Annotated in this window: 19 protein-coding genes and 1 pseudogene; 7 read left to right on the top strand and 13 right to left on the bottom strand. The window is 44.4% G+C overall.

Annotation, left to right across the window (positions count from 1 at the left end; genetic code table 11):
• The first annotated feature begins 197 nt into the window (after positions 1–197).
• From NST56_RS02200 to NST56_RS02190, 3 genes are all read left to right on the top strand, one after another.
• The gene (locus NST56_RS02200; RefSeq protein ID WP_268444290.1) at positions 198–1,562 is read left to right on the top strand and encodes an aspartate kinase; all 1,365 of its coding nucleotides are present in this window, start codon (positions 198–200) and stop codon (positions 1,560–1,562) included.
• A 116-nt stretch (positions 1,563–1,678) separates the two neighbouring features.
• On the top strand, positions 1,679–1,798 hold the full coding sequence (locus NST56_RS02195; protein WP_268504129.1) for a YjcZ family sporulation protein: 120 nt from the start codon (positions 1,679–1,681) through the stop codon (positions 1,796–1,798).
• 147 nt (positions 1,799–1,945) lie between these two features.
• On the top strand, positions 1,946–2,038 hold the full coding sequence (locus tag NST56_RS02190; protein ID WP_026014660.1) for a YjcZ family sporulation protein: 93 nt from the start codon (positions 1,946–1,948) through the stop codon (positions 2,036–2,038).
• Positions 2,039–2,142: 104 nt separating this feature from the next.
• Here NST56_RS02190 and NST56_RS02185 read toward each other — a convergent pair whose 3' ends face one another.
• The 4 genes from NST56_RS02185 to yclJ form a co-directional block, all read right to left on the bottom strand.
• Entirely contained in the window at positions 2,143–2,265 is a 123-nt protein-coding gene (locus NST56_RS02185) for a PhrC/PhrF family phosphatase-inhibitory pheromone (RefSeq protein ID WP_010333023.1), read from the bottom strand.
• Positions 2,249–3,397: a response regulator aspartate phosphatase RapC gene (gene rapC, locus NST56_RS02180; protein ID WP_268444289.1), complete on the bottom strand. Its 1,149-nt coding sequence runs from the start codon at positions 3,395–3,397 to the stop codon at positions 2,249–2,251. Before rapC ends, NST56_RS02185 begins: the two co-directional genes overlap by 17 nt.
• A gap of 177 nt (positions 3,398–3,574) precedes the next feature.
• On the bottom strand, positions 3,575–4,990 hold the full coding sequence (locus NST56_RS02175; protein WP_268444288.1) for a HAMP domain-containing sensor histidine kinase: 1,416 nt from the start codon (positions 4,988–4,990) through the stop codon (positions 3,575–3,577).
• Complete coding sequence (gene yclJ, locus NST56_RS02170; RefSeq protein ID WP_010333020.1) at positions 4,977–5,660, bottom strand: two-component system response regulator YclJ; 684 nt, start codon at positions 5,658–5,660, stop codon at positions 4,977–4,979. The genes NST56_RS02175 and yclJ overlap by 14 nt, the downstream gene beginning before the upstream one ends.
• A gap of 211 nt (positions 5,661–5,871) precedes the next feature.
• Between yclJ and NST56_RS02165 the strand changes: the two genes are divergently transcribed.
• Together NST56_RS02165 and NST56_RS02160 are read left to right on the top strand one after the other, a co-directional pair.
• The gene (locus NST56_RS02165; protein ID WP_268504114.1) at positions 5,872–7,326 is read left to right on the top strand and encodes an ABC transporter permease; all 1,455 of its coding nucleotides are present in this window, start codon (positions 5,872–5,874) and stop codon (positions 7,324–7,326) included.
• A gap of 15 nt (positions 7,327–7,341) precedes the next feature.
• A complete protein-coding gene (locus tag NST56_RS02160; RefSeq protein ID WP_339179639.1) occupies positions 7,342–8,022 on the top strand; it encodes an ABC transporter ATP-binding protein in 681 nt (226 codons plus the stop codon).
• Positions 8,023–8,123: 101 nt separating this feature from the next.
• Here NST56_RS02160 and NST56_RS02155 read toward each other — a convergent pair whose 3' ends face one another.
• Genes NST56_RS02155 through gerKA form a run of 3 tightly spaced genes read right to left on the bottom strand, consistent with a single transcriptional unit; the run spans position 8,124 to position 12,113 of the window.
• Entirely contained in the window at positions 8,124–9,248 is a 1,125-nt protein-coding gene (locus NST56_RS02155) for a spore germination protein (RefSeq protein ID WP_168746926.1), read from the bottom strand.
• A 26-nt stretch (positions 9,249–9,274) separates the two neighbouring features.
• Positions 9,275–10,495, bottom strand: coding sequence for a Ger(x)C family spore germination protein (locus NST56_RS02150; RefSeq protein ID WP_229149890.1), 1,221 nt, complete (start codon positions 10,493–10,495; stop codon positions 9,275–9,277).
• Positions 10,485–12,113, bottom strand: coding sequence for a spore germination protein GerKA (gene gerKA, locus NST56_RS02145; RefSeq protein WP_010333014.1), 1,629 nt, complete (start codon positions 12,111–12,113; stop codon positions 10,485–10,487). Before gerKA ends, NST56_RS02150 begins: the two co-directional genes overlap by 11 nt.
• 128 nt (positions 12,114–12,241) lie before the next feature.
• On the opposite strand from gerKA, the gene NST56_RS02140 reads away from it, so the two are divergent.
• On the top strand, positions 12,242–12,463 hold the full coding sequence (locus NST56_RS02140; RefSeq protein ID WP_010333013.1) for a hypothetical protein: 222 nt from the start codon (positions 12,242–12,244) through the stop codon (positions 12,461–12,463).
• A 16-nt stretch (positions 12,464–12,479) separates the two neighbouring features.
• On the opposite strand, the gene NST56_RS02135 is transcribed toward NST56_RS02140, so the two are convergent.
• Positions 12,480–14,234: a right-handed parallel beta-helix repeat-containing protein gene (locus NST56_RS02135; protein ID WP_339179632.1), complete on the bottom strand. Its 1,755-nt coding sequence runs from the start codon at positions 14,232–14,234 to the stop codon at positions 12,480–12,482.
• A gap of 280 nt (positions 14,235–14,514) precedes the next feature.
• Between NST56_RS02135 and NST56_RS02130 the strand changes: the two genes are divergently transcribed.
• On the top strand, positions 14,515–15,993 hold the full coding sequence (locus NST56_RS02130) for a peptide MFS transporter (protein ID WP_326217667.1): 1,479 nt from the start codon (positions 14,515–14,517) through the stop codon (positions 15,991–15,993).
• Between the two features lie 35 nt (positions 15,994–16,028).
• Here NST56_RS02130 and NST56_RS02125 read toward each other — a convergent pair whose 3' ends face one another.
• The 5 genes and pseudogenes from NST56_RS02125 to NST56_RS02105 all read right to left on the bottom strand — a co-directional run bounded on the left by NST56_RS02125 (position 16,029) and on the right by NST56_RS02105 (position 19,673).
• Positions 16,029–16,856 carry an alpha/beta hydrolase gene (locus NST56_RS02125; protein ID WP_339179629.1) on the bottom strand — a complete coding sequence of 276 codons (828 nt, stop codon included), beginning with the start codon at positions 16,854–16,856 and terminating at the stop codon, positions 16,029–16,031.
• A 73-nt stretch (positions 16,857–16,929) separates the two neighbouring features.
• Positions 16,930–17,394 carry a pyridoxamine 5'-phosphate oxidase family protein gene (locus NST56_RS02120; RefSeq protein WP_268504130.1) on the bottom strand — a complete coding sequence of 155 codons (465 nt, stop codon included), beginning with the start codon at positions 17,392–17,394 and terminating at the stop codon, positions 16,930–16,932.
• Positions 17,391–17,618 carry a phenolic acid decarboxylase subunit BsdD gene (bsdD, locus tag NST56_RS02115; protein WP_010333008.1) on the bottom strand — a complete coding sequence of 76 codons (228 nt, stop codon included), beginning with the start codon at positions 17,616–17,618 and terminating at the stop codon, positions 17,391–17,393. Before bsdD ends, NST56_RS02120 begins: the two co-directional genes overlap by 4 nt.
• A 15-nt stretch (positions 17,619–17,633) precedes the next feature.
• Positions 17,634–19,055, bottom strand: a complete 1,422-nt coding sequence (gene bsdC, locus NST56_RS02110) for a phenolic acid decarboxylase BsdC (RefSeq protein WP_010333007.1) — start codon at positions 19,053–19,055, stop codon at positions 17,634–17,636.
• Between the two features lie 2 nt (positions 19,056–19,057).
• A pseudogene (locus tag NST56_RS02105) lies at positions 19,058–19,673 on the bottom strand (non-oxidative hydroxyarylic acid decarboxylases subunit B).
• Positions 19,674–19,743: the final 70 nt, after the last annotated feature.

Genomic DNA, 19,743 nt, shown 5'->3' with positions numbered 1-19,743 from the left:
TTCCATCACAAATCGTTAGTCTGTTTACCATATTTATCTTCACTATGCTTCAACTTCGTCATCAAACCTGACATAATTCCTCTCTGTGAATACAAATGTTCTTTCCACATAGAAATTTCCCCTTGATTTACAAAACTGAAAGAGGGATAATAAATACTAAATTTGTGTGAAAATTTTAAACATTAGGAGATGTAAACATGAAGGTCGTTAAATTCGGAGGCAGCTCACTCGCTTCAGGCGCACAGCTTGAAAAGGTGTTTCAAATCGTAACCTCAGATCCCGCACGCAAAGCTGTAGTGGTGTCGGCTCCGGGCAAACGCTATTCCGAGGATACGAAAGTGACTGATCTCTTAATCACATGTGCTGAACAGTATTTATCATCCGGAAGCTCCCCTGAACTGGCGGAAGCGGTAATTGAACGCTATGCTCTGATCGCAAATGAGCTTCAGCTTGAGCCGTGTATTATAGAAAAAATCCGCGATGATTTGTTTACGCTTTTAGAAGGAGATAAAAGCAATCCCGAACAATATCTGGACGCTGTCAAAGCAAGCGGTGAGGATAACAACGCTAAGCTGATCGCCGCCTATTTCCGCCACAAAGGCGTGAAAGCGGAATATGTAAACCCGAAGGATGCAGGCCTATTTGTAACAAATGAACCCGGCAACGCGCAGGTGCTGCCTGAATCGTATCAAAATCTCTATCAGCTGAGAGAGCGTGAAGGCCTCATCATATTCCCCGGCTTTTTCGGTTTCAGCAAGAATGGCGATGTGATGACATTTTCACGGAGCGGTTCTGATATTACCGGCTCTATTTTGGCCAATGGTCTTCAGGCCGATCTGTACGAAAACTTTACTGATGTAGATGCTGTGTATTCTGTTAATCCTTCCATTGTTGACAACCCGAAGGAAATCCACGAGCTGACATACAGAGAGATGCGCGAGCTCTCGTACGCAGGCTTTTCAGTGTTTCACGATGAAGCGCTCATTCCGGCCTTCAGAGCGGGCATTCCCGTGCAGATCAAAAATACGAACAACCCGTCGGCGAACGGAACACGCGTCGTCAGCAAACGCGATAACACAAACGGGCCTGTCGTCGGTATTGCCAGCGATACCGGCTTTTGCAGTATTTATATCAGCAAGTATTTAATGAACAGAGAAATCGGATTTGGCCGCAGAGCCCTGCAAATCCTTGAAGAACACGGTTTGACGTATGAGCATGTTCCATCGGGAATTGATGACATGACGATCATCTTAAGACAGGGTCAAATGGATGCTTCGGTTGAACGAAGCGTAATGAAGCAGATTAAAGAGGATCTTCATGCCGATGAAGTTATTGTCGAGCACAATCTGGCGCTCATTATGGTTGTAGGAGAAGCAATGCGTCATAATGTCGGCACAACGGCAAGAGCAGCCAAAGCCTTATCAGAGGCAAAAGTGAATATCGAAATGATTAACCAAGGATCTTCTGAAGTGAGCATGATGTTCGGCGTAAAAGAAGCCGAAGAAAGAAAAGCCGTCCAAGCATTATACCGGGAGTTTTTCGCGGGAGTGCTGGTCTCTTAATCTATACATAAAAGCGGGCGGCAGAGCCCGCCTTTTATATTGCCCGCGTCGATCGATGAATTTTTCATTCTTGCCTTGTCCACTATTCCCCTATTCATCTGGCCGATTCCGCATCCATCATAGAGAGGTCAGGATACTCTAACGGTGGCGGTTACGGCTTCGGTTCTTTCGCTTTAATCGTTGTATTGTTTATTCTATTAATTATCGTAGGTACTGCATTTACAAGAGGCTTCTAAGTCTGCAGTACAGCGCCGTAAGACAATATCATTGTCTTACGGCGTTTTTTTAGTTGTTTTCTTTATTTTTCAATCCCTATCCGAAAGCCCTGTCCGCTGCGTTTATGCAGCATATCATAAAGTAATCTCACAGGGAGGTGGCATCAGATGTCTGGTTACGGAAACTCTTTTGCTTTGATTGTTGTGTTATTTATCCTCTTGATTATCGTGGGAGCTGCATTTTTTAACGGAGGCTACTAAGAAAAAGGAATCTCCATGAATCAGGCGGCGCCGTAAGATCCATATCCTGCGTCGCTGTTTCTTTAGAAGAAAACCCCTTCTCTTATTGAGAAGGGGCCTGGTTCTTACGTCATTCCTCTTTCTGTGACATGGAAGTCGGATGCTTCAGCATGTGCAGAGACGCCAACCGCTGTAAAAACAGCTGCTGCAGCCAAACAAATAACAAATAACTTAGATTTCAATTTCATACAAACCTTCACTCCTTTGTATTTGTTTTCTTGCCTCTTCAACTCTAAGAAAGTAGGAAGCAGACAGTTCAAACCATTTTTGTTCATAGTAATATTTTGCTACTTCTAGGGCTAAATCCTCTATATCAGCATACATATTTTTATTTTTTAAGTATTGAAAACATCGTTCGATTCCTTCTGTATTGGGCTGTTCCTGATATAGGGATTGTAAAAACTCAAATTTTACCGCGTAATCTGCATCGTCTGTTTCTTTAGCATATTCATAGCCCCTCTTGTGATATTCCGAAGCCTTCTCATGTTTTCCGCGTTTATAATAAATAAGTGTTATTAAAAAATATGCCTGAGGCAGAGAATTGGTGATTCTGCTGTTTTCAAAAGTAGAAACCGCTTTCTCAAAATGGTCAATGGCAGGGTCGAGAAGGTCTTGATTGTAATAACACAGCCCCAAATTATAAAATGCTCTTCCAACCAATTGGGCTCTTTGTTCCGCTTCCGCCATCTCCAGCGCCAATTTAAAATGCCGTGCGGCTTGTTCGAAATTTCTCTCATCCATGAGGTTAACCCCGAACACGAAATGGCATTGGATAATCCGAACATTATAGGTTTCCTGCTCTACATAAATTTCATATGCATTCTTGATATGAATCAATGAAAAGTACGTTTGCTTCATATAATAATAAGCTTCCGCGATTTTAAAATAAAATTCAGCCCGTTCAATATGATCGGAAACAAAAGAAAGTTTTTTCTCCGCCTGTTTGTAATATGTAATGGCAGAAATAAATTCCCGCTTATCAAACTCATACATTCCGCGGAAGAAATTCACATAGTAATCAAGAAGCCCTTTTAGGTCAGCTTGGTTGCTGTCTATATTTCGTGATAATTCAGACAGGCTTGGCTGGTCTTCGATATTTAATTTCTCCAGCGGCTCGAGATAATCAAGCATAAGCTGGTGGCGAAATTCCATTAGTGAGTAATATAACAGCAAGTTGGAGTCATGCTGCATGTGTTTCAGTTCCTGCTGGATTTCAGCTTTTAGCACCTCGGCATCCGGTACACTGAAGGTCCGGATATATTTGTACCACTCGTTAATTTTTTGACCGACCGCTGAAGAAGGAATTACCCCGCTCTTCATTCCTTCACCCTCTCCCATCAAAAACTGTTTATGTCATATTTTATCATGTTTACAGACTGTCCTAACCCGAAAAACACGCAAACTTTATTTCGGGGGCACGCAATAAAAAAAGGAATACCGAAGCGATGTGAGAAAGAAGGCGGCAGCATCTGATGATATGCCGCCGCCTTACATGATTTATTGCTGTTTTGCAGGTAAAGGAAAGCGGATAATGAAAGTTGTGCCTTCCCCTTGTTCACTCTTAATGTCTATTGTACCTTGATGCATTTCAACAAGCTGCTTGACGATGGAAAGGCCGAGGCCGTATTCTCCGTACGCCGTGTTCGTTCTTGAAATATCAGCTTTATAGAACCGCTCCCAAATATGCTCGATATCCTCTTTTGAGATGCCGATCCCGGTATCTTCAATTTCGATAATGGTCTCTTTATATCCTTCTGTTCCCCGCAGCCAAATTTGCCCGTGTTGCGTAAACTGGATGCTGTTTTTCGTAATGTTCATGAGGATTTGAATTAACCGGTCATAGTCGGCATGAACGATCACGCTGTCCTCCACCTGAATCACCAGCTGATTTTGCTTTTCATCCGCCTGCTGTTCAAGGTGCTCTTTAATGATTTCGAATACCTCTATCAGCGGAACGTTAAGCTTGTTCAAAGTGATTTGCTGAGATCTGATCTTTTCGTAATCGAGATTTTCTTTAACGAGCCGCAGCATTCGTTTCGTTTCCTCACTGATGAGCGAGAAGCATTTTTCTTTATTTTCCTCTGGAATCGTATTGCTGTTCAGCCCTTCAACCAAACCGTTAATGGTTGTCAGCGGCGTTCTTAATTCATGGGATACATCGGCAATAAACTGCCTTCTCCGCTTCTCAAGCCGGTCGATTTCATCCCTTGACTGCTTTAATTTCTTTGCCATGATATTAAAGTCAGACGCCAGCACCCCGATTTCATCCCGATAGCTGTTTTCCAAGTGAATGTCATAGTCGCCGGAAGCTACTTTATCCGTTGCTTCTCTCAGCTTTTGAATTCGTTTCACATGGAATTTGGAGAGCAGCCAGCTGACGAGAATGGTAATGACAAGCGTGCTGATCATCGCGTAAAACATATATAGATTGACCTGATTAATCATTTGCTCAACGCCGCTGATCGGAGAAATCAACAGTACCGCACCTTTAAATTCATTGTTAACAAAAATCGGCTGTGCAACAAGGGAGACCTCATCGTTAAAACGGCCATCCGCTCTGTTCATGACCGTCTGCCCTTTTTTCAGCTTCTCCCACTCCGCTTTCTTCAGCTTTTCCCTTGGGTGAAAGTCTTCAGGGTGAAAATAAGGCACCTGTGCTTCATTAAAGATGATAAACTGTGTTTTTCTTGTCCTTAAAATATCCTGATATGGGTACAGCCGGCGTATATCAACCTGGCCGGTTTGAAATTCGCTTGCAATCTGCATCGCATATGACGTCAGTTCCTCTACTTTATTTTGGTAGGCAAACTCTTTCACGAAGTGAGAAAAAAGAGAAATAATGATAACAAATGCTAAAATTAATATGCTGACATGGCTCAGCAGCAGCTGATATAAATATTTAATCCTCATCAAATTTATACCCTACTCCCCATACAGTATATAGGAAAGGCCTGTCCTCACTTGCAAGCTTTTTCCGCAGCCGTTTAATATGGACATCGACAGTCCGTTCGTCTCCGTAGAACTGATAGCCCCATACCTGCTCTAGCAGCTGCTCTCTGGAAAACACCTGCCGCGGGTTCTGCACAAGGTAATAAAGCAGGTCAAATTCCTTAGGTGTAAGGTTTTCAACAGGCTTTCCGTTTAAAAATACTTCTCTTGTCTTTTTATTGATTTTAAAGCATTCCGATTCAATCGTATCTTCTTCTACTGCCGCCTTGCCCGTCGCCTGATATCTTCTGATCACGGCTTTGATGCGGGCAACCAATGTCAGCGGGCTGAATGGCTTCGTCACATAATCGTCCGCACCCATCTCAAAGCCGATCACCTGATCTGATTCGGTGTCTTTGGCAGTCAGCATGATAATCGGAACCGTGCTTGTCTCCCTTATTTTTCTGCAGATGGTTACGCCGTCCATAGACGGGAGCATAATATCCAGAATCACCAAATCCCAATTTCCTTCCGCAAAACGCTGATACCCCTCTAAACCGTCATGAACAAATTCAGCTTCAAAGCCTTCCTTAAAAAAGAACATTTCTGTCATCGTACAAACACTAACGTTATCTTCTATCATTAAAATTTTCATTGGTTCCTCCGATTGTTTAGATGCTTTTTTTATAATAGCACCATTTTATACAGAAGATTTTGGGTTTCACAATTGTTAGTTTTTATTTCATCAACTAGAAATAGATTGTTCATATTTTTTTCATACCTTTGGACTACTATAAATTTATCAACAAGCAGGCCTGCCTCACAGGCGGTCTTATCCATAAAAATACCTATACGGAGGAACATACATGAATTTTATCAAACGGGCTTTTTGGAACATGAGGGCCAAAAAAGGAAAAACGTTTTTGCAGTTATTTGTGTTTACAGTCATTTGTATATTTGTTCTGTCTGGCCTCACGATCCAGTCAGCAGCTCAAAAATCCAGCGACCTTGCCAGACAGGAGCTGGGCGGAACCGTTACCCTTCAAGTTGACCGCCAAAAACAAATGGAGAAGCAGCAGGACAGCGGTGAAAAACGCAGCTTCGAATCTACACCGATAAAAGTGTCTGATGCCAATAAGCTGACAGCGCTTGATCATGTGAAGAGCTACAACTTCATTACGTCAGCCTCAGCCAACGCCGGAAATTTCGATGCGATTGAAAGCTCAAGCTCTAGTGATTCGAGCACAGACTCAAGCTCAAGCGATACAAAAGGCGCTCCAATGCAAGGCGGGAAACAAATGGTTCAAGCCGATCTTTCGATTGAAGGTGTCATCAGCACGTCGCTGTTAGAGGAATTCTCTGACGGAGATGCAAAAATCACAGATGGGCGCGCGATTACAAAATCTGATGTCGGCAAAAAAGTCACAGTGATCAATGAAACATTAGCAGAAGAAAATGATCTAAGCGTTGGGGATTCCATCACAATTGAATCAGCAACAGACGAAGACACAACAGTCAAACTGAAGATTGTCGGTATTTATAAAACAACGTCTTCAGGCGATGACCAAGCCCAGAATTTCTCATTCTTAAATCCTTACAATAAGCTTTACACACCTTACACAGCAACAGCAGCTCTGAAAGGTGACGATTATAAAAATACGATTGATTCAGCTGTTTATGATATGGACGATGCTGAACATATTGATGCATTCGTTAAAGCAGCGAAGAAAACGTCAATTGACTTTGATACGTTTACATTAAATACAAACGATCAGCTTTACCAGCAAATGGTCGGCCCGATTGAAAATGTAGCTTCTTTCTCTAAAAACGTTGTGTACCTTGTATCAGCGGCAGGCGCTGTCATTCTAGGCCTCATTGTCATGATGTCAATCAGAGAGCGCAAATATGAAATGGGCGTGTTAATGGCGATCGGTGAAAAACGCTGGAAACTGATCGGACAGTTCTTAACTGAGATTCTGATCTTGGCTGTTATCGCGATTGGCATTGCATCATTGACGGGAAATCTAGTTGCGAACCAGCTCGGAAATCAGCTTTTATCCCAGCAGATCAGTTCATCAACTGATTCAACACAAACCGCAAGCGGCCAAATGCCCGGCGGCGGGGGCGGCATGGGCCGCGGAATGTTCGGCCAAAGCTCTTCAAACGCGGGCGTCATTGATTCACTGAATGTGGCCGTTTCTATGAACGATATGCTTGTTCTCGGCGGAATCGGAATGGTAATCGCTGTGATTGCAACGCTGCTGCCGTCTATTTCAGTACTGCGGCTCCACCCGAAAACAATATTGACTAAACAGGAATAGAAAGAGGCGAATCGAATGAGCTTATTAGAATTTCAACAAGTCGGCTATTGGTATAAAGACAAAAGCCAGCCCTTGTTTCAAGATATAAATATCAGCTTTGAAAAAGGTAAATTTTATACAATCGTCGGCACTTCAGGGACAGGAAAGACGACCTTCCTGTCTCTGGCAGGCGGACTTGACGCACCTAGAGAAGGACAAATTCTTTATGGCGGAAAAGCTGTTTCCAAAATCGGACTGACGAATTTCAGAAATAAATATGTATCAATTGTCTTTCAGGCGTACAACTTGCTTCCATATATGACAGCTCTGCAAAATGTGACAACCGCCATGGAAATCACAGGTTCAAAGGAAAAGAACAAAGAAGCATATGCGTTGGAGATGCTGGAGAAGGTCGGCATCAACGAAAAACAAGCCCGGCAAAAGGTGCTGACATTAAGCGGCGGACAGCAGCAGCGTGTTTCCATTACAAGAGCATTTTGCTGTGACACCGATTTAATCGCAGCTGATGAACCGACCGGAAACCTTGATGAGGATACGTCAAAAGAAATTGTGCGGCTCTTTCAGGATTTGGCGCACAAAGAAAATAAATGCATTATCATGGTGACGCATGATGAACAAATTGCAAGGGTATCTGATATAAACATCAGACTTTCACGAGGAAGCTTTACTGTGACGGAAAACGCCGCAGTCGTATAAAAAACGCGCCTCTGCCAGTGCAGACAGGGGCGCAACCTATATCCCCCTTTTATATAGATGTGAACGGTAAAAAGAGCGGCGGCTGCATCCCCCCGCTCTTTTTATTGTTTCTGTTTATCAGCTTGCTTTGATTTCTCTCTTCTTTTCTTTTTCCAAACAGCGAGGATAAACAGAAATAATGGAAACAGCAATTGAAAGGGCAAATGAATGTACAGCGGCACTACCTTCAGCCCTTCATTTAAATGCTCTGAAAAATTGGTGGCAATAGTGATGGAGAGGATGAGTATGCCCAGTCCCATTGGATATGCCAGCTGTGAAGGATTTTTTTCCTTAAAGAGAGTGGACGTACCCACCACCACCGCATACAGGTAGAGGCTGACTTTGAAGAAGCCGCCGATAATCAGTGCCAGCATAAAAAAAATATCAAGCCGATCCAGAAATTCCTCCACTTTGATTGTCTGAATCGTACTTAAAAGCGGAAACTGCGATCGCAATGTCAGATCAACATCAAGCACACTGATATTAATCGCTACGGTAAGCGCCACAATCAATCCGCTGATGACCATAGCGAGCATCCCCACTTTTTTGACATTCTTGCGATCATTGAGATTGGGGAAAATCATGACAAATAAAACAACTTCACCGAACGGCACATACATGGTTTGTGTAAAAACAGAATGAATAACAGGGAAAACCCCGTCTGCTAAAACTGGTTTTAAATTTTTCAGATCGATGGAACCCGATACAATGATCAGCACGAGACCGAGCGCACCCAATAGATACATGGCCCCGAAGAGAAGCTCACCCGCCCGCGCCAGCACTTCAATTCCTTTTCTGACGGCATATATGCAGACCACCATTAGTAAAGCATTTACGATGATAATCGGAGTATCATGGTAAGCAAATGTCAGCAGCATTTCTCCGAAATCACGCAGCACCCGGGCGGCAATATATGCAAAATATAAGATATATAGAAACGAAAAGGTCCAGCTCAGTTTTTTTCCGAGCATATCATCCATGTATTCTTTTGGGGAGAAATCCGGATAGCATTGATAGATCCCCTGATACAAGTAAAAAAGAAATAAACCAACTGCACAGCCTAATAGCACAGCGATCCAGGCATCCCGGCCCGCCATTGTTCCCGGGGTAATCAATAAGGAGCTGCCCAGCTCGAATATGATCATCATGACAAACAGCTGCCTAATGCTGATTTTGGCTTTTTCCATCTGTCACTTCTCCTTTCTCGACCTATTCATCGATTAAGCTGGTTTCTGAGCGGATTATTTCGCAGCCCTGTTCTTCTGATATAGGTCTCCGCCTTTACATCGACAGGCAGATCAGGCAAATATTCTTTGTCCCATGTATCCCTCATTTTTTCCCACTGCTTCGGATACTTTCTGTATATCGTGTCTCCGAATCCGATGAAGTCAATTTTATGTTCCTTTATGTTTTCAACCGCATGGCTGATTTCCTTTTCCAGCTGTTTATTGAGTGCTTTTTCGATATCGGCTAACACCTTTGGATCAGACAAATGAAATGGATATTTTACTGCGTCTATTATGCCTTCAACCGTCACGTGAACATGAATACGGGGACGGCCGTTTCGTATCTCCGGGGTAAGCTTTGTTGCCTGATGCGTGACCTGTAAGCTTACCGCATCTTTTGTCTTGCCCCAATCGGCATTAATAAAGGTGTGCTGGATTTGATTCTTAAGCCAGACGATCCCAACGCTTTCCTTATCCTCAATCCAATATTTTAAATGGCCTGTTTTATCAAACACCGCCAGACCGTTCGCCTGAAGAATGGCTTGCGGGTCAGTCGCCTGTGTGTTTTCCAGGCTGACTCCTTTTTTATCGTCCCCGATCATCCTGTATCCGGGGATCACCGGCGCTTCTGTGGTGATGGCAAGTGTTTTCAAGACATCTTGGATACTGGTTTTAATCACCCGCCCATATTGCGCTTGCGTGAAGTCGAGTGTTTTATTGACTTTATTGGACGGAATTTTATCAATCGGCGTAAGCGTTTTGACGATGTTTTCGGCTTTCGTTTTATGGGCGATGACAATCGTTGCCGTTGTCCTGAATTCCGTATCACGGTCAAGGTTGTCTAACACAAAATTCAAACCTTCCTCTCTCGCCAGCTTTTCACTAACCACGACCAGGTTGGTATGTGCAAAGTAAAGCCGCCTGGATACTTTCATAGAGGCTTTCCTCAGCGCTTCTGTCATGTTGTCGCCTACTATGGAATAGACGGATATAGGCGGTCTGTCCCCCGCACCCCCGCCCTGAAGCCCTCCGGCAACGTTTCCGGGATTAATGATCTGAAAGTGCAGGACGTAGTTCCCTTCATTTGTCCGATCAATACCGATTGCCGAAATAATCGCAAGATCTGTCAGCTCGCGCTTATCCCAGCAGCCGGGCAGCACAATGATGCTCAAAAGCATGATAACAGCTAATACACGTTTACGTATCATCATGATCTCCTTCTCTCAACTCTTTGTTCACCATTCCGCGTGAACCATCCGGCTGAGGACGCTGGTCTTTCCCCTGGCGAACCTTATCTTTCTTGCTGATGGATTCGGGCCTTTTTTGATCGGCCCACCAAGGAACACGGAACAGCGTGTCTTTCACGCCTTGTGAAGAAAAGGGCGCAAGCGGCGACATATAAGGAACACCAAAGGAACGCAGGCTGCATAAATGAACAAACATCATAATAATTCCTAATACCAGCCCGTAAAAACCCATTACGGCAGAAGCAATGATAAAAATAAACCGAATGAGGCGGGCAGATATCGCCATGGCAAACGCCGGCGTTGCGAAGCTGGCAATGGCCGTTATGGCAACGATGATGACCATTGCCGGAGACACGATACCAGCCTGAACAGCAGCTTGGCCGATAACCAGCGCACCTACAATGGACACAGCCGATCCCACAACCCTCGGCAATCTGACCCCAGCTTCCCTGAGAATCTCAAACGCAACCTCCATTGTGATTGCTTCTACAACGGCCGGAAACGGAACGATTTCCCGCTGGGCAGCAATGACGACTAACAGCTGTGTCGGAATCATTTCCTGATGAAACGTCGTGGCTGCCACATAAACAGCCGGTGCGACAAGTGAAATAAAAAAGATAAATATCCGCAAAATCCGTATACTTGTCGCAATGTCAAAGCGTGAATAATAATCTTCAACAGACTGAAAAAATTGAATAAATAAGGCTGGGGCAATCAGAACAAACGGTGTTCCGTCCACAACGATCGCAAATCTTCCTTCTAACAGATTTCCTGCGACGACGTCAGGGCGTTCCGTGTGATACATGGTCGGAAACGTCGTAAACGTTTCATCTTCGATCAGCTGCTCGATGTATCCGGATTCCAAAATACTGTCAATGTCTATTTTTTTCAGGCGCTGCTTCACTTCCTTCAGCACCTTTTCATCACAAATGCCTTGAATGTACATAAGCGCGATATCCGTATTGGTCACAGAACCGATTTTCATTTTTTCGACCCATACATTGGGATTTTTAATATATCGCCGAATCATGGAAATATTGGTTTGCAAAGACTCTGTAAACCCTTGGCGCGGACCACGGAATGACACCTGGGTGCTCGGCTCTTGAATGGAGCGGTGCTCTCCCCCCTGGGTGCTGCAAATAAGCGCCTCATCAGAACCGTCCGCAAAAACCAGCGCATTTCCAAGCATCAATTCAGTGAACAGCTTGTCCCAGCTCTTTTCAGCTTTTACGCCGCCCAGCGGAAGCGTTTTTTCAAGGATCTGCTTCATTGCATGGGCGTTTTGGATGGCTTGATCCTGAATTAAAGGCTCGATTAACGATTCATGAATCGTATTATTATCAACCAAACCTGCGACATAAATAATGGCCAGGTGAACATTATCCTGTTCCCCTGCTTTCACTTCCCGTATGATGACATCAGAGCTGCTTCCGACTTTCTTCTTCACGTCCGCCACATTTTTCGCCAAACTTGAGGAAGCCAGAACGGGCCCTTGTTCTTTTTTCTGCTGATTTCTATCTTCTTGTTTCTGGCTGTCTTTCGTCTCGGTATTTTTCTTTTGCTTAAAAAATGACGGCATACACAAAATACCTTCCCTAATCGTTTTCTCATATTCTTCCTGTTAGCCTCAGGATTATGCATGTGACTGGGCGATCGGGGTATAACTCTCTCATAAAGATAGACACTAAAAGCGGAGGGTGATGAAGGATGAAAATATTAGGCGTGACGGCTGTTTTATTAATTTGTTTGTTAGTGATTTCAGTTTCTATGGATATGCTTCAAGGATTCAGTTTGGGAAAAGCCATTTATAATAATATGTCCAGCTTCAAGATGACATCGGTTGCGGAATGGGCGATGCTTTTATTTTTTGTTTTGATATTGGCGAGAGATATATTCGCGATCTATAAATCGAACAAAAAGAGCCCCTAGAGCGAGGCGCTTTTGTTCAGACGATAATATTGCCGTTTACCTTATCTCTGCTGTTAGTGGTGATGGTTCCTTTGATGATTCGATTTCCGATAATGGTGGAATTCGTTGAGGTGTCCGTTTGAATAGCCACCGCCGTGCTTGGGGAGAGATTGTTGATGGTGTTTCCTGAAATGATAGAGCCTGAGGAGCCGTTGAGATAAATCACAATTGGTTTGCCGGCTGTTCTATTGACTGATATGGTGTTATCAAAAATATCATGAACGCCGGTGCTGATATAGATGGTTACTAGAAGAGGAGATCTTTCAAAGTGGTTTCCGATTATAGAGGTTTTTGCACTTGTCGTACAGTAAATCGGGTAATTTTTAAAGTTTTTAAATGTATTGTTTTTAATGATCGCGCCAGCATTGTTTGTAACAGAAACGGCATACGACTCAAGGGGCGCTTCAAACGCATCGGGGTTCAGTGTATTTCCTTCGATCACCGCGTTTCCTTGAGTGATCCAAATGCCGCGGCTGAATTTTCTCAGCACATTATCTTTAATAATCATATCGCCTCCTGAAATATTCACCCCGTCGATGACTTGAATAAGACAGTTATTCAGAAATGCGGTGTCATCAGACAGCACCGCCCGAAGACCGGTACTTCGCCTTGTTTCAGAGAGTCCGTTTTGAATCTGGTTGCCATCTACCTTTACGTCGGAAGACTGATAAACCAATATCCCAGTGTTTTCAAAATTGCTGATTTTGTTGTTTGTGACAAGAACGCTCTTTCCCCTGACATCAATTCCGGTTGAAAATCCGGTAATAAGATTGCCAGCGATCACTGCATCACTGCTTTCTTTTCCTTGTGAAACACCCAGTCCGGTAATCCCGACTCTAGGCGCCGCAGCCCCGTCTCCCGCCCTTCTGAGAATATTCCCCTTAATAACCGTTTGAGTGCCGTACCCATAGCTGATCGTATTGTCTGAGTGGTTTCCTTCTATTGAAATGCCGTACCCGTTAAAATTGGTCACAGAACTTGAAACGTTTCCATTAAAATAGTTATTGCGAATCGAAACATTGATCGGTTCCTCATAATCAATATTTCCTTCACCATATCCTTCAATGTCAATTCCGAATTTCGGCGCTGTTCCATTTCCCCTTCCGGCATCTTCAATCACGCAGCCCTCCACCGTGACTGTGTCACATCCGGTAATCGAAATGTTATTTCTTCTTGATCGCCGAACCTTACAGCGGCGGATGGTAATGTGCTTTGATGTTCGATAATCGTCATTTGTCGTTAAGCCCCGCGGACTGACAATGATCCCATCTCCGGTAAAATCAGAAATGTTGACATCCTCAACGACAACATTCGAACACCCTTCAATACAAATGCCGAAGCCCCATTCATGTGTTGACCTTACTCCCGCTGACGCATACGTATGCTCATCGCGCTCGCCGATAATTTGTCCACCGGAAATGGTTATATTCTCTTGCTTGCCTACATAAAATGCAGAATACCCCCATGAGCTGTTCGGAATGACTTTGATAATACACTCAGAATCCATGACAATATGAAGATTGCCGGGAACAATAATCCCAGCGTTGCGAAACACCTGATTCGCATCCCCTCCAAGCGTCCCGTCAATTAAATATGTTCCTTTCGGGAACCAGACTGTATGGTACCCCTTTGAAACAGCCGCCTTGAGGCATTGATTAATCAGTTCTGTCGAATCCGTTTTTCCGTCCCCTGAAATACCGAAATCTGCTGCATTCAAGATGAATTCAGCCAATGATCCAGCCTCCTCCTGCATGATTGTTACTATGATATTCGCGGCAGCCCGATCCGCTTGTACATTTCTCTAAAATTTTATTGAAAAAGTATAAAGAAATACTATCGTTAGAAAATGTAACAAAATGAGACATAAGGAACAGGAAAAACTCACTATTTTTATACCCTTATAGTTTTTCCATTCTGGAACTTCTTGAAATAAGTATAATTTATATTGACACAAGTATTATATAAGAATATGATTTTTATAATACACTTTTTTAAGAAAGGGTTTGGCTGACATGGCTTCGATTGATAACGAAACTATCATCAAAAGCGTCCCGCAAAAAGGGTTCTTTGGTCACCCGCGAGGACTATTTACTCTGTTTTTTACTGAATTTTGGGAGCGTTTCTCCTACTATGGCATGAGAGCACTTCTTCTTTACTATTTGTATACAGAGACAGTAAACGGAGGGCTCGGCTTTGACAAAGGCACTGCGGTTGCTATTATGTCAATTTACGGATCTCTCGTATACATGTCCACTATTATTGGCGGATGGCTCGCTGACCGGTTATTCGGTACTGCAAACACTGTGTTTTACGGCGGGATATTCATTATGTTCGGCCATATTGCACTCGCCTTTCCAGGCAGCACCACAGCATTCTATATCAGTATGGCGCTTATCATAATCGGGACAGGTTTATTAAAACCAAACGTTTCAAGCGTAGTTGGAGATCTTTATACAAAAGAAGACGCGCGTCGCGACTCAGGTTTTAGCATCTTCTACATGGGGATTAACCTCGGCGGTTTACTTGCGCCGTTAATTGTCGGAACACTCGGACAGAAGTACAACTATCATCTTGGTTTCGGAGTTGCCGCAGTCGGAATGCTACTCGGACTTATCGTATTTGCTCTGACAAGAAAGAAAAACCTCGGGTTTGCAGGTTCAAATGTGCCGAACCCGCTGTCTAAAAAATCAGCGATTGGCACTGGCATCGGGGCTATCATTGTGGCGATCGCAGTGATTATTGCTTTGCAAACAGGTCTGCTGACGATCAATCGGTTCATCGACCTTGTAAGTATACTCGGTATTTTGATTCCTATTGTTTATTTCATTATCATGTTTACAAGCAAAAAAGCGGACAAAACAGAAAAATCTCGTCTTGCCGCTTACGTTCCTTTGTTTATTGCTGCTGTCATGTTCTGGGCCATTCAGGAACAGGGAGCAACTATTCTTGCGCTTTACGCTGACGAACGCACAAGGCTTTCAGTGGGCGGATTAGAACTTCAGTCATCTTGGTTCCAATCATTAAACCCATTGTTTATCGTCATTTTCGCACCAATTTTCGCATGGTTTTGGATGAAGCTTGGCAAACGCCAGCCGTCTACACCAGTTAAATTTGCGTTCGGAATTATTTTAGCCGGCTTGTCATTTATTATCATGGTATTCCCTGCCATGCAAGGAAAAGAAGCACTCGTCAGTCCGCTTTGGCTCGTTCTCAGTTTCCTGCTTGTCGTACTGGGAGAGCTGTGCCTGTCTCCAGTCGGTTTATCCGTTACAACAAAACTGGCGCCAGCTGCATTCTCTGCACAGACAATGAGTATGTGGTTTCTGACGAACGCAGCAGCCCAAGCAATCAATGCCCAAGTAGCCGGGTTGTTTGATAAAATACCTGAAACAACTTACTTCGGTACCATCGGCTTGATTTCTATCATACTCGGCGGCATTCTGCTGCTGATTTCACCGATCATCAAACGTGCGATGAAAGGTATCCTATAATAAAGAAAATCCCGCAGATCAGCCCTGCGGGATTTTTATTCGTCTATCCATTTTATTAAGCTTTGCTCGAAGGTTTGCGGTTCCTCCAGCATCGGCTGGTGCCCGCTCTTTTCAAAGATGACCTTTTTCACATGCGGATATAAACCGTCAACGGCATCCCACAACGATACAGGAGCAACCAAATAGTCATACCTTCCTAAACCGATATAGACAGGAACACGAACGTCTGCTAACTGCTGTATGAGGTTCATTTGCGCGAAGGTATGTCCCCATAATTCATCTATGATTGGCATATTGGTGGAAACACCTTCCCATAAAGCTGCCGCATCCGGTCTCTCTTTATAAAAGCTTTTCGCTTCAGCGCGAATGCACATGTGCACGAAACGTCTTTCAGGATCTTTTTCTATGTCACCTGCTAAACTAGCAATATCTTTTTCGAAACGTTTCTTTCTCTCAGGACTGGCTGTTTCCCTAAAAAAAGCTTCACTGTCCTGCTGTCTCTTTTGACTGTTATCAGGCGCTGAATTGAGAAGGACGGCCTTCCGCACATGCTCAGGATATTTTCTAGCGTATTCTAATGCCATAAACGCGTGCCCCGAATGCCCCATGATGATAAAGCGTCTTATCGCTTCAATATCGTCCAACACCGCATCCAGGCTTTGATCTTCCGGCCGCAGCGCCCGCGCCGGCTTGGCAAAACCTCTGTGATCGGCAAAGACCCATTGATATTTCTGTTTGATATCCTCATGAAATAGACGCGGGTAGTAAACCGCACTGCCAATCACGAGAATCGGCGCACCCTCTCCTACAAGACAATAAGATAAATCAAAACCGTCTGAATGACAGATCCCCTTTGTGCCCATTCCTCACGCCCCTTTGTTTTTATATGTTTCATTATAAAATAAAAGCCTGACGCATGGCGTCAGGCTTTTTCATTTATCGTTTTAATTCCTCCAGCGTCACTTTCCATCTGTTCAGCACTTCGTCAGCATGGTGAAGCTGTATCCTGACGCCTGAAGTTACATCAGCGTACTTTGCAACATCCTCCTTAGCTGAAGCGATACGGCAGGCAAAGCGTTCCCTTTCATAGACCGCATCGTTCAGCGGCGGGAGCGGCTCACATTGCAGTTTCACGTAATGAGCAGCTCCCTTCCACCATGCTGTGAGCTGAGCTTGTCCCGTACGAAGGATATTTCCCGCTGTCTCTGTGTGTTTCCACAGGGCGATCCGGATATCCGTCCGATTCAGGGCGATGATTTCTCCTGCGCTGATCATGGCGGCATGCGGCATGCCGTCCTCTGATACCGTCTGCAGAACGAAGGCTTCATGCTGCTTCTCTTTCAGGCGTTCTCCGTCAAGCAGCTCAAAGAGACGGTCTGATAGTTGATTCACGCCGATCAGGCCTTTCGTTCCGGAACAGCGGGGACTTCAACCGCTGTTTCTGTTTCTTTTGGATCGATTTTAAAGGCTGGATTATATTTTTCCGGATTTGTAATGCTTTCTGGTTCACAGGATCTCCATGTGAAAAAACATGTTTGGCATTGATAGACTTCCCATGCGCCTTTTACAGGCGATTTGCTCATGACTTCTCCTTTTTTCGAATCACATCGAGGACATGTATGCATATCAATCATCCTTTCCTATTTATTCATCAAGTCCATTAGTTTTTGTTCCCATTCTTTTGTTGTTAATGGAGAATCAAGCGGCTGTGAGTAATGGCCTCTTGTTTCCGGCGCAACAGGTGTTGTGGCGTCAAGAATCATTTTGTGTGTGATTCCTGATGGATTTGATCCCGGGTCAAGCGGCAGAACTGATAAATCCGGTATAATGACCGCATCGTGTTTCGGATGCATTTTTGTAGAGAGCGCCCACATGACCTGCGGCAGGTTGAATGGATCGACATCCTCGTCGACAACGATAACCATTTTGCAGTAGCCTAGTCCGTGCGGGGTTGTGAGCGCTCGCATGCCGACCGCTTTCGCAAATCCGCCGTAGCGGTTTTTTGTTGATACAATCGCGATTAACCCGTGAGTGTACATGGCGTTCACAGCCACAATTTCATTCGGATACGCTTCTTTTAACTGCTGATACAGCGGCACACAAGTATTAATACCGATCATGTAGTCACATTCTGTCCACGGCATGCCTAAGTATAAATGTTCAAAAATCGGGTTGTTTCTGTGATACACACGTTTAATTTTGATAATCGGCATGCTGCGTCCACCGGAATAATGCCCAGTAAATTCACCGAATGGGCCTTCATATTCACGTTCTCCGGCAATGATTTCTCCCTCGAGCACAACTTCTGCTCCCCATGGAATATCAAGGTCAGACAGCTTTGATTTTACGATGCGGTACGGTTCTCCTTGGATTGCTCCCGCCATTTCGTATTCGGATTGGTCATAGAGAAGCGGAGTGGATGCCGCAGTTGTAATGACCGGTTCACATCCGAGCGCAATCGTGACCGGAAGATTGATGCCGCGTTCTTCCGCTTGGCGCAGATGGATCGCAATATCGTGCTGCGGCACAGGCTGTATGCCGAGGCGGTCTTTTCCCTTTACCTGCATTCTGTATATGCCGACATTCTGTTTGCCGAAGTTGTCAGGGTCCTCAAGATCACGAGAGATGACGCATGCTTTGTCTAAATAGTAACCGCCGTCTCCTTGGTTAATCCTGAAAAGAGGCAGGATATCGAACAAATTGATGTCTTCTGTGATTTCATTTTCATGAAATGGCGCTGTTTCTTCGCGTTTGACCTCCATCGGAAACTGTTCATATCGCTTCGCGAATTCAAAAAACTGCTCTTTCACCGGTGTATCTTTCGGCAGTCCGAGCATCATTGCGTGGTTCGGCCAAGAGCCGATGACATTCATCGCGATTTGCGCATTGTTGTAGCCGTAAATATTGTTAAATAACAGTGCGGGGCTTTTATCGCCGAGGTTGCTGGCTGCCCGTGCAGCTGCTCCCAGATCTGGCTCAGGCTTTACCTCTTCATTCACCGTTAACAATTGTCCCTCTTTTTCAAGGGCAGCGAGAAATTCTCTGAAATCTTGATAAGCCATCATCAAGCTCCTCCTTTTTGTTTTTCAATTCCATTCCAGCGCTTTGCCTCAGAAAGGCGTATGCCGAATTGGTCCAAAGTTCTGAATACAATATGGTCGACCATTTCTTCTAAGCTGCTCGGCTGATTATAAAACGCCGGCATGGGCGGAAGAATAATCGTACCCATTTTTGTGAGTGCAAGCATATTTTCGAGATGAATCTGGTTTAAAGGTGTCTCTCTTGTTAAGAGAACGAGCTTTTTTCGCTCTTTCAGCATGACATCCGCCGCGCGAGTCAGCAGATTATCCGCCATCCCGGTACGGATGCTCGCAAGCGATTTCATACTGCACGGCGCCACAATCATGCCATCGGTATCAAACGAGCCGCTGGAGATGGCCGCCGCCTGATCCTTATGCGAGTATGTGTATGTGGCCAGCTTTTCAACTTCTTTTAACGTATAACCTGTTTCATGTTTGATGGTAACGTTAGCCCAAGGAGACACAACGAGATGGGTTTCCACTTCCGTTGCCTTCAGCCATTCTAATAGCCTGACACCGAAAATAGCCCCTGTTGCCCCGGTCATACCGACAACGAGTTTCAAATTTTGCCCCTCCTTTACGCTTGAATTCTGTCTTCATTTCAATCATACTCCTGATATATCCATATGAAAAATATTCGTTAAATCTATATTCAATACCTAAAAGGTAT

Source organism: Bacillus sp. FSL R5-0560, from assembly GCF_037966305.1.
Classification (GTDB): domain Bacteria; phylum Bacillota; class Bacilli; order Bacillales; family Bacillaceae; genus Bacillus; species Bacillus mojavensis.
This window is presented reverse-complemented; position numbering and strand designations above follow the sequence as displayed.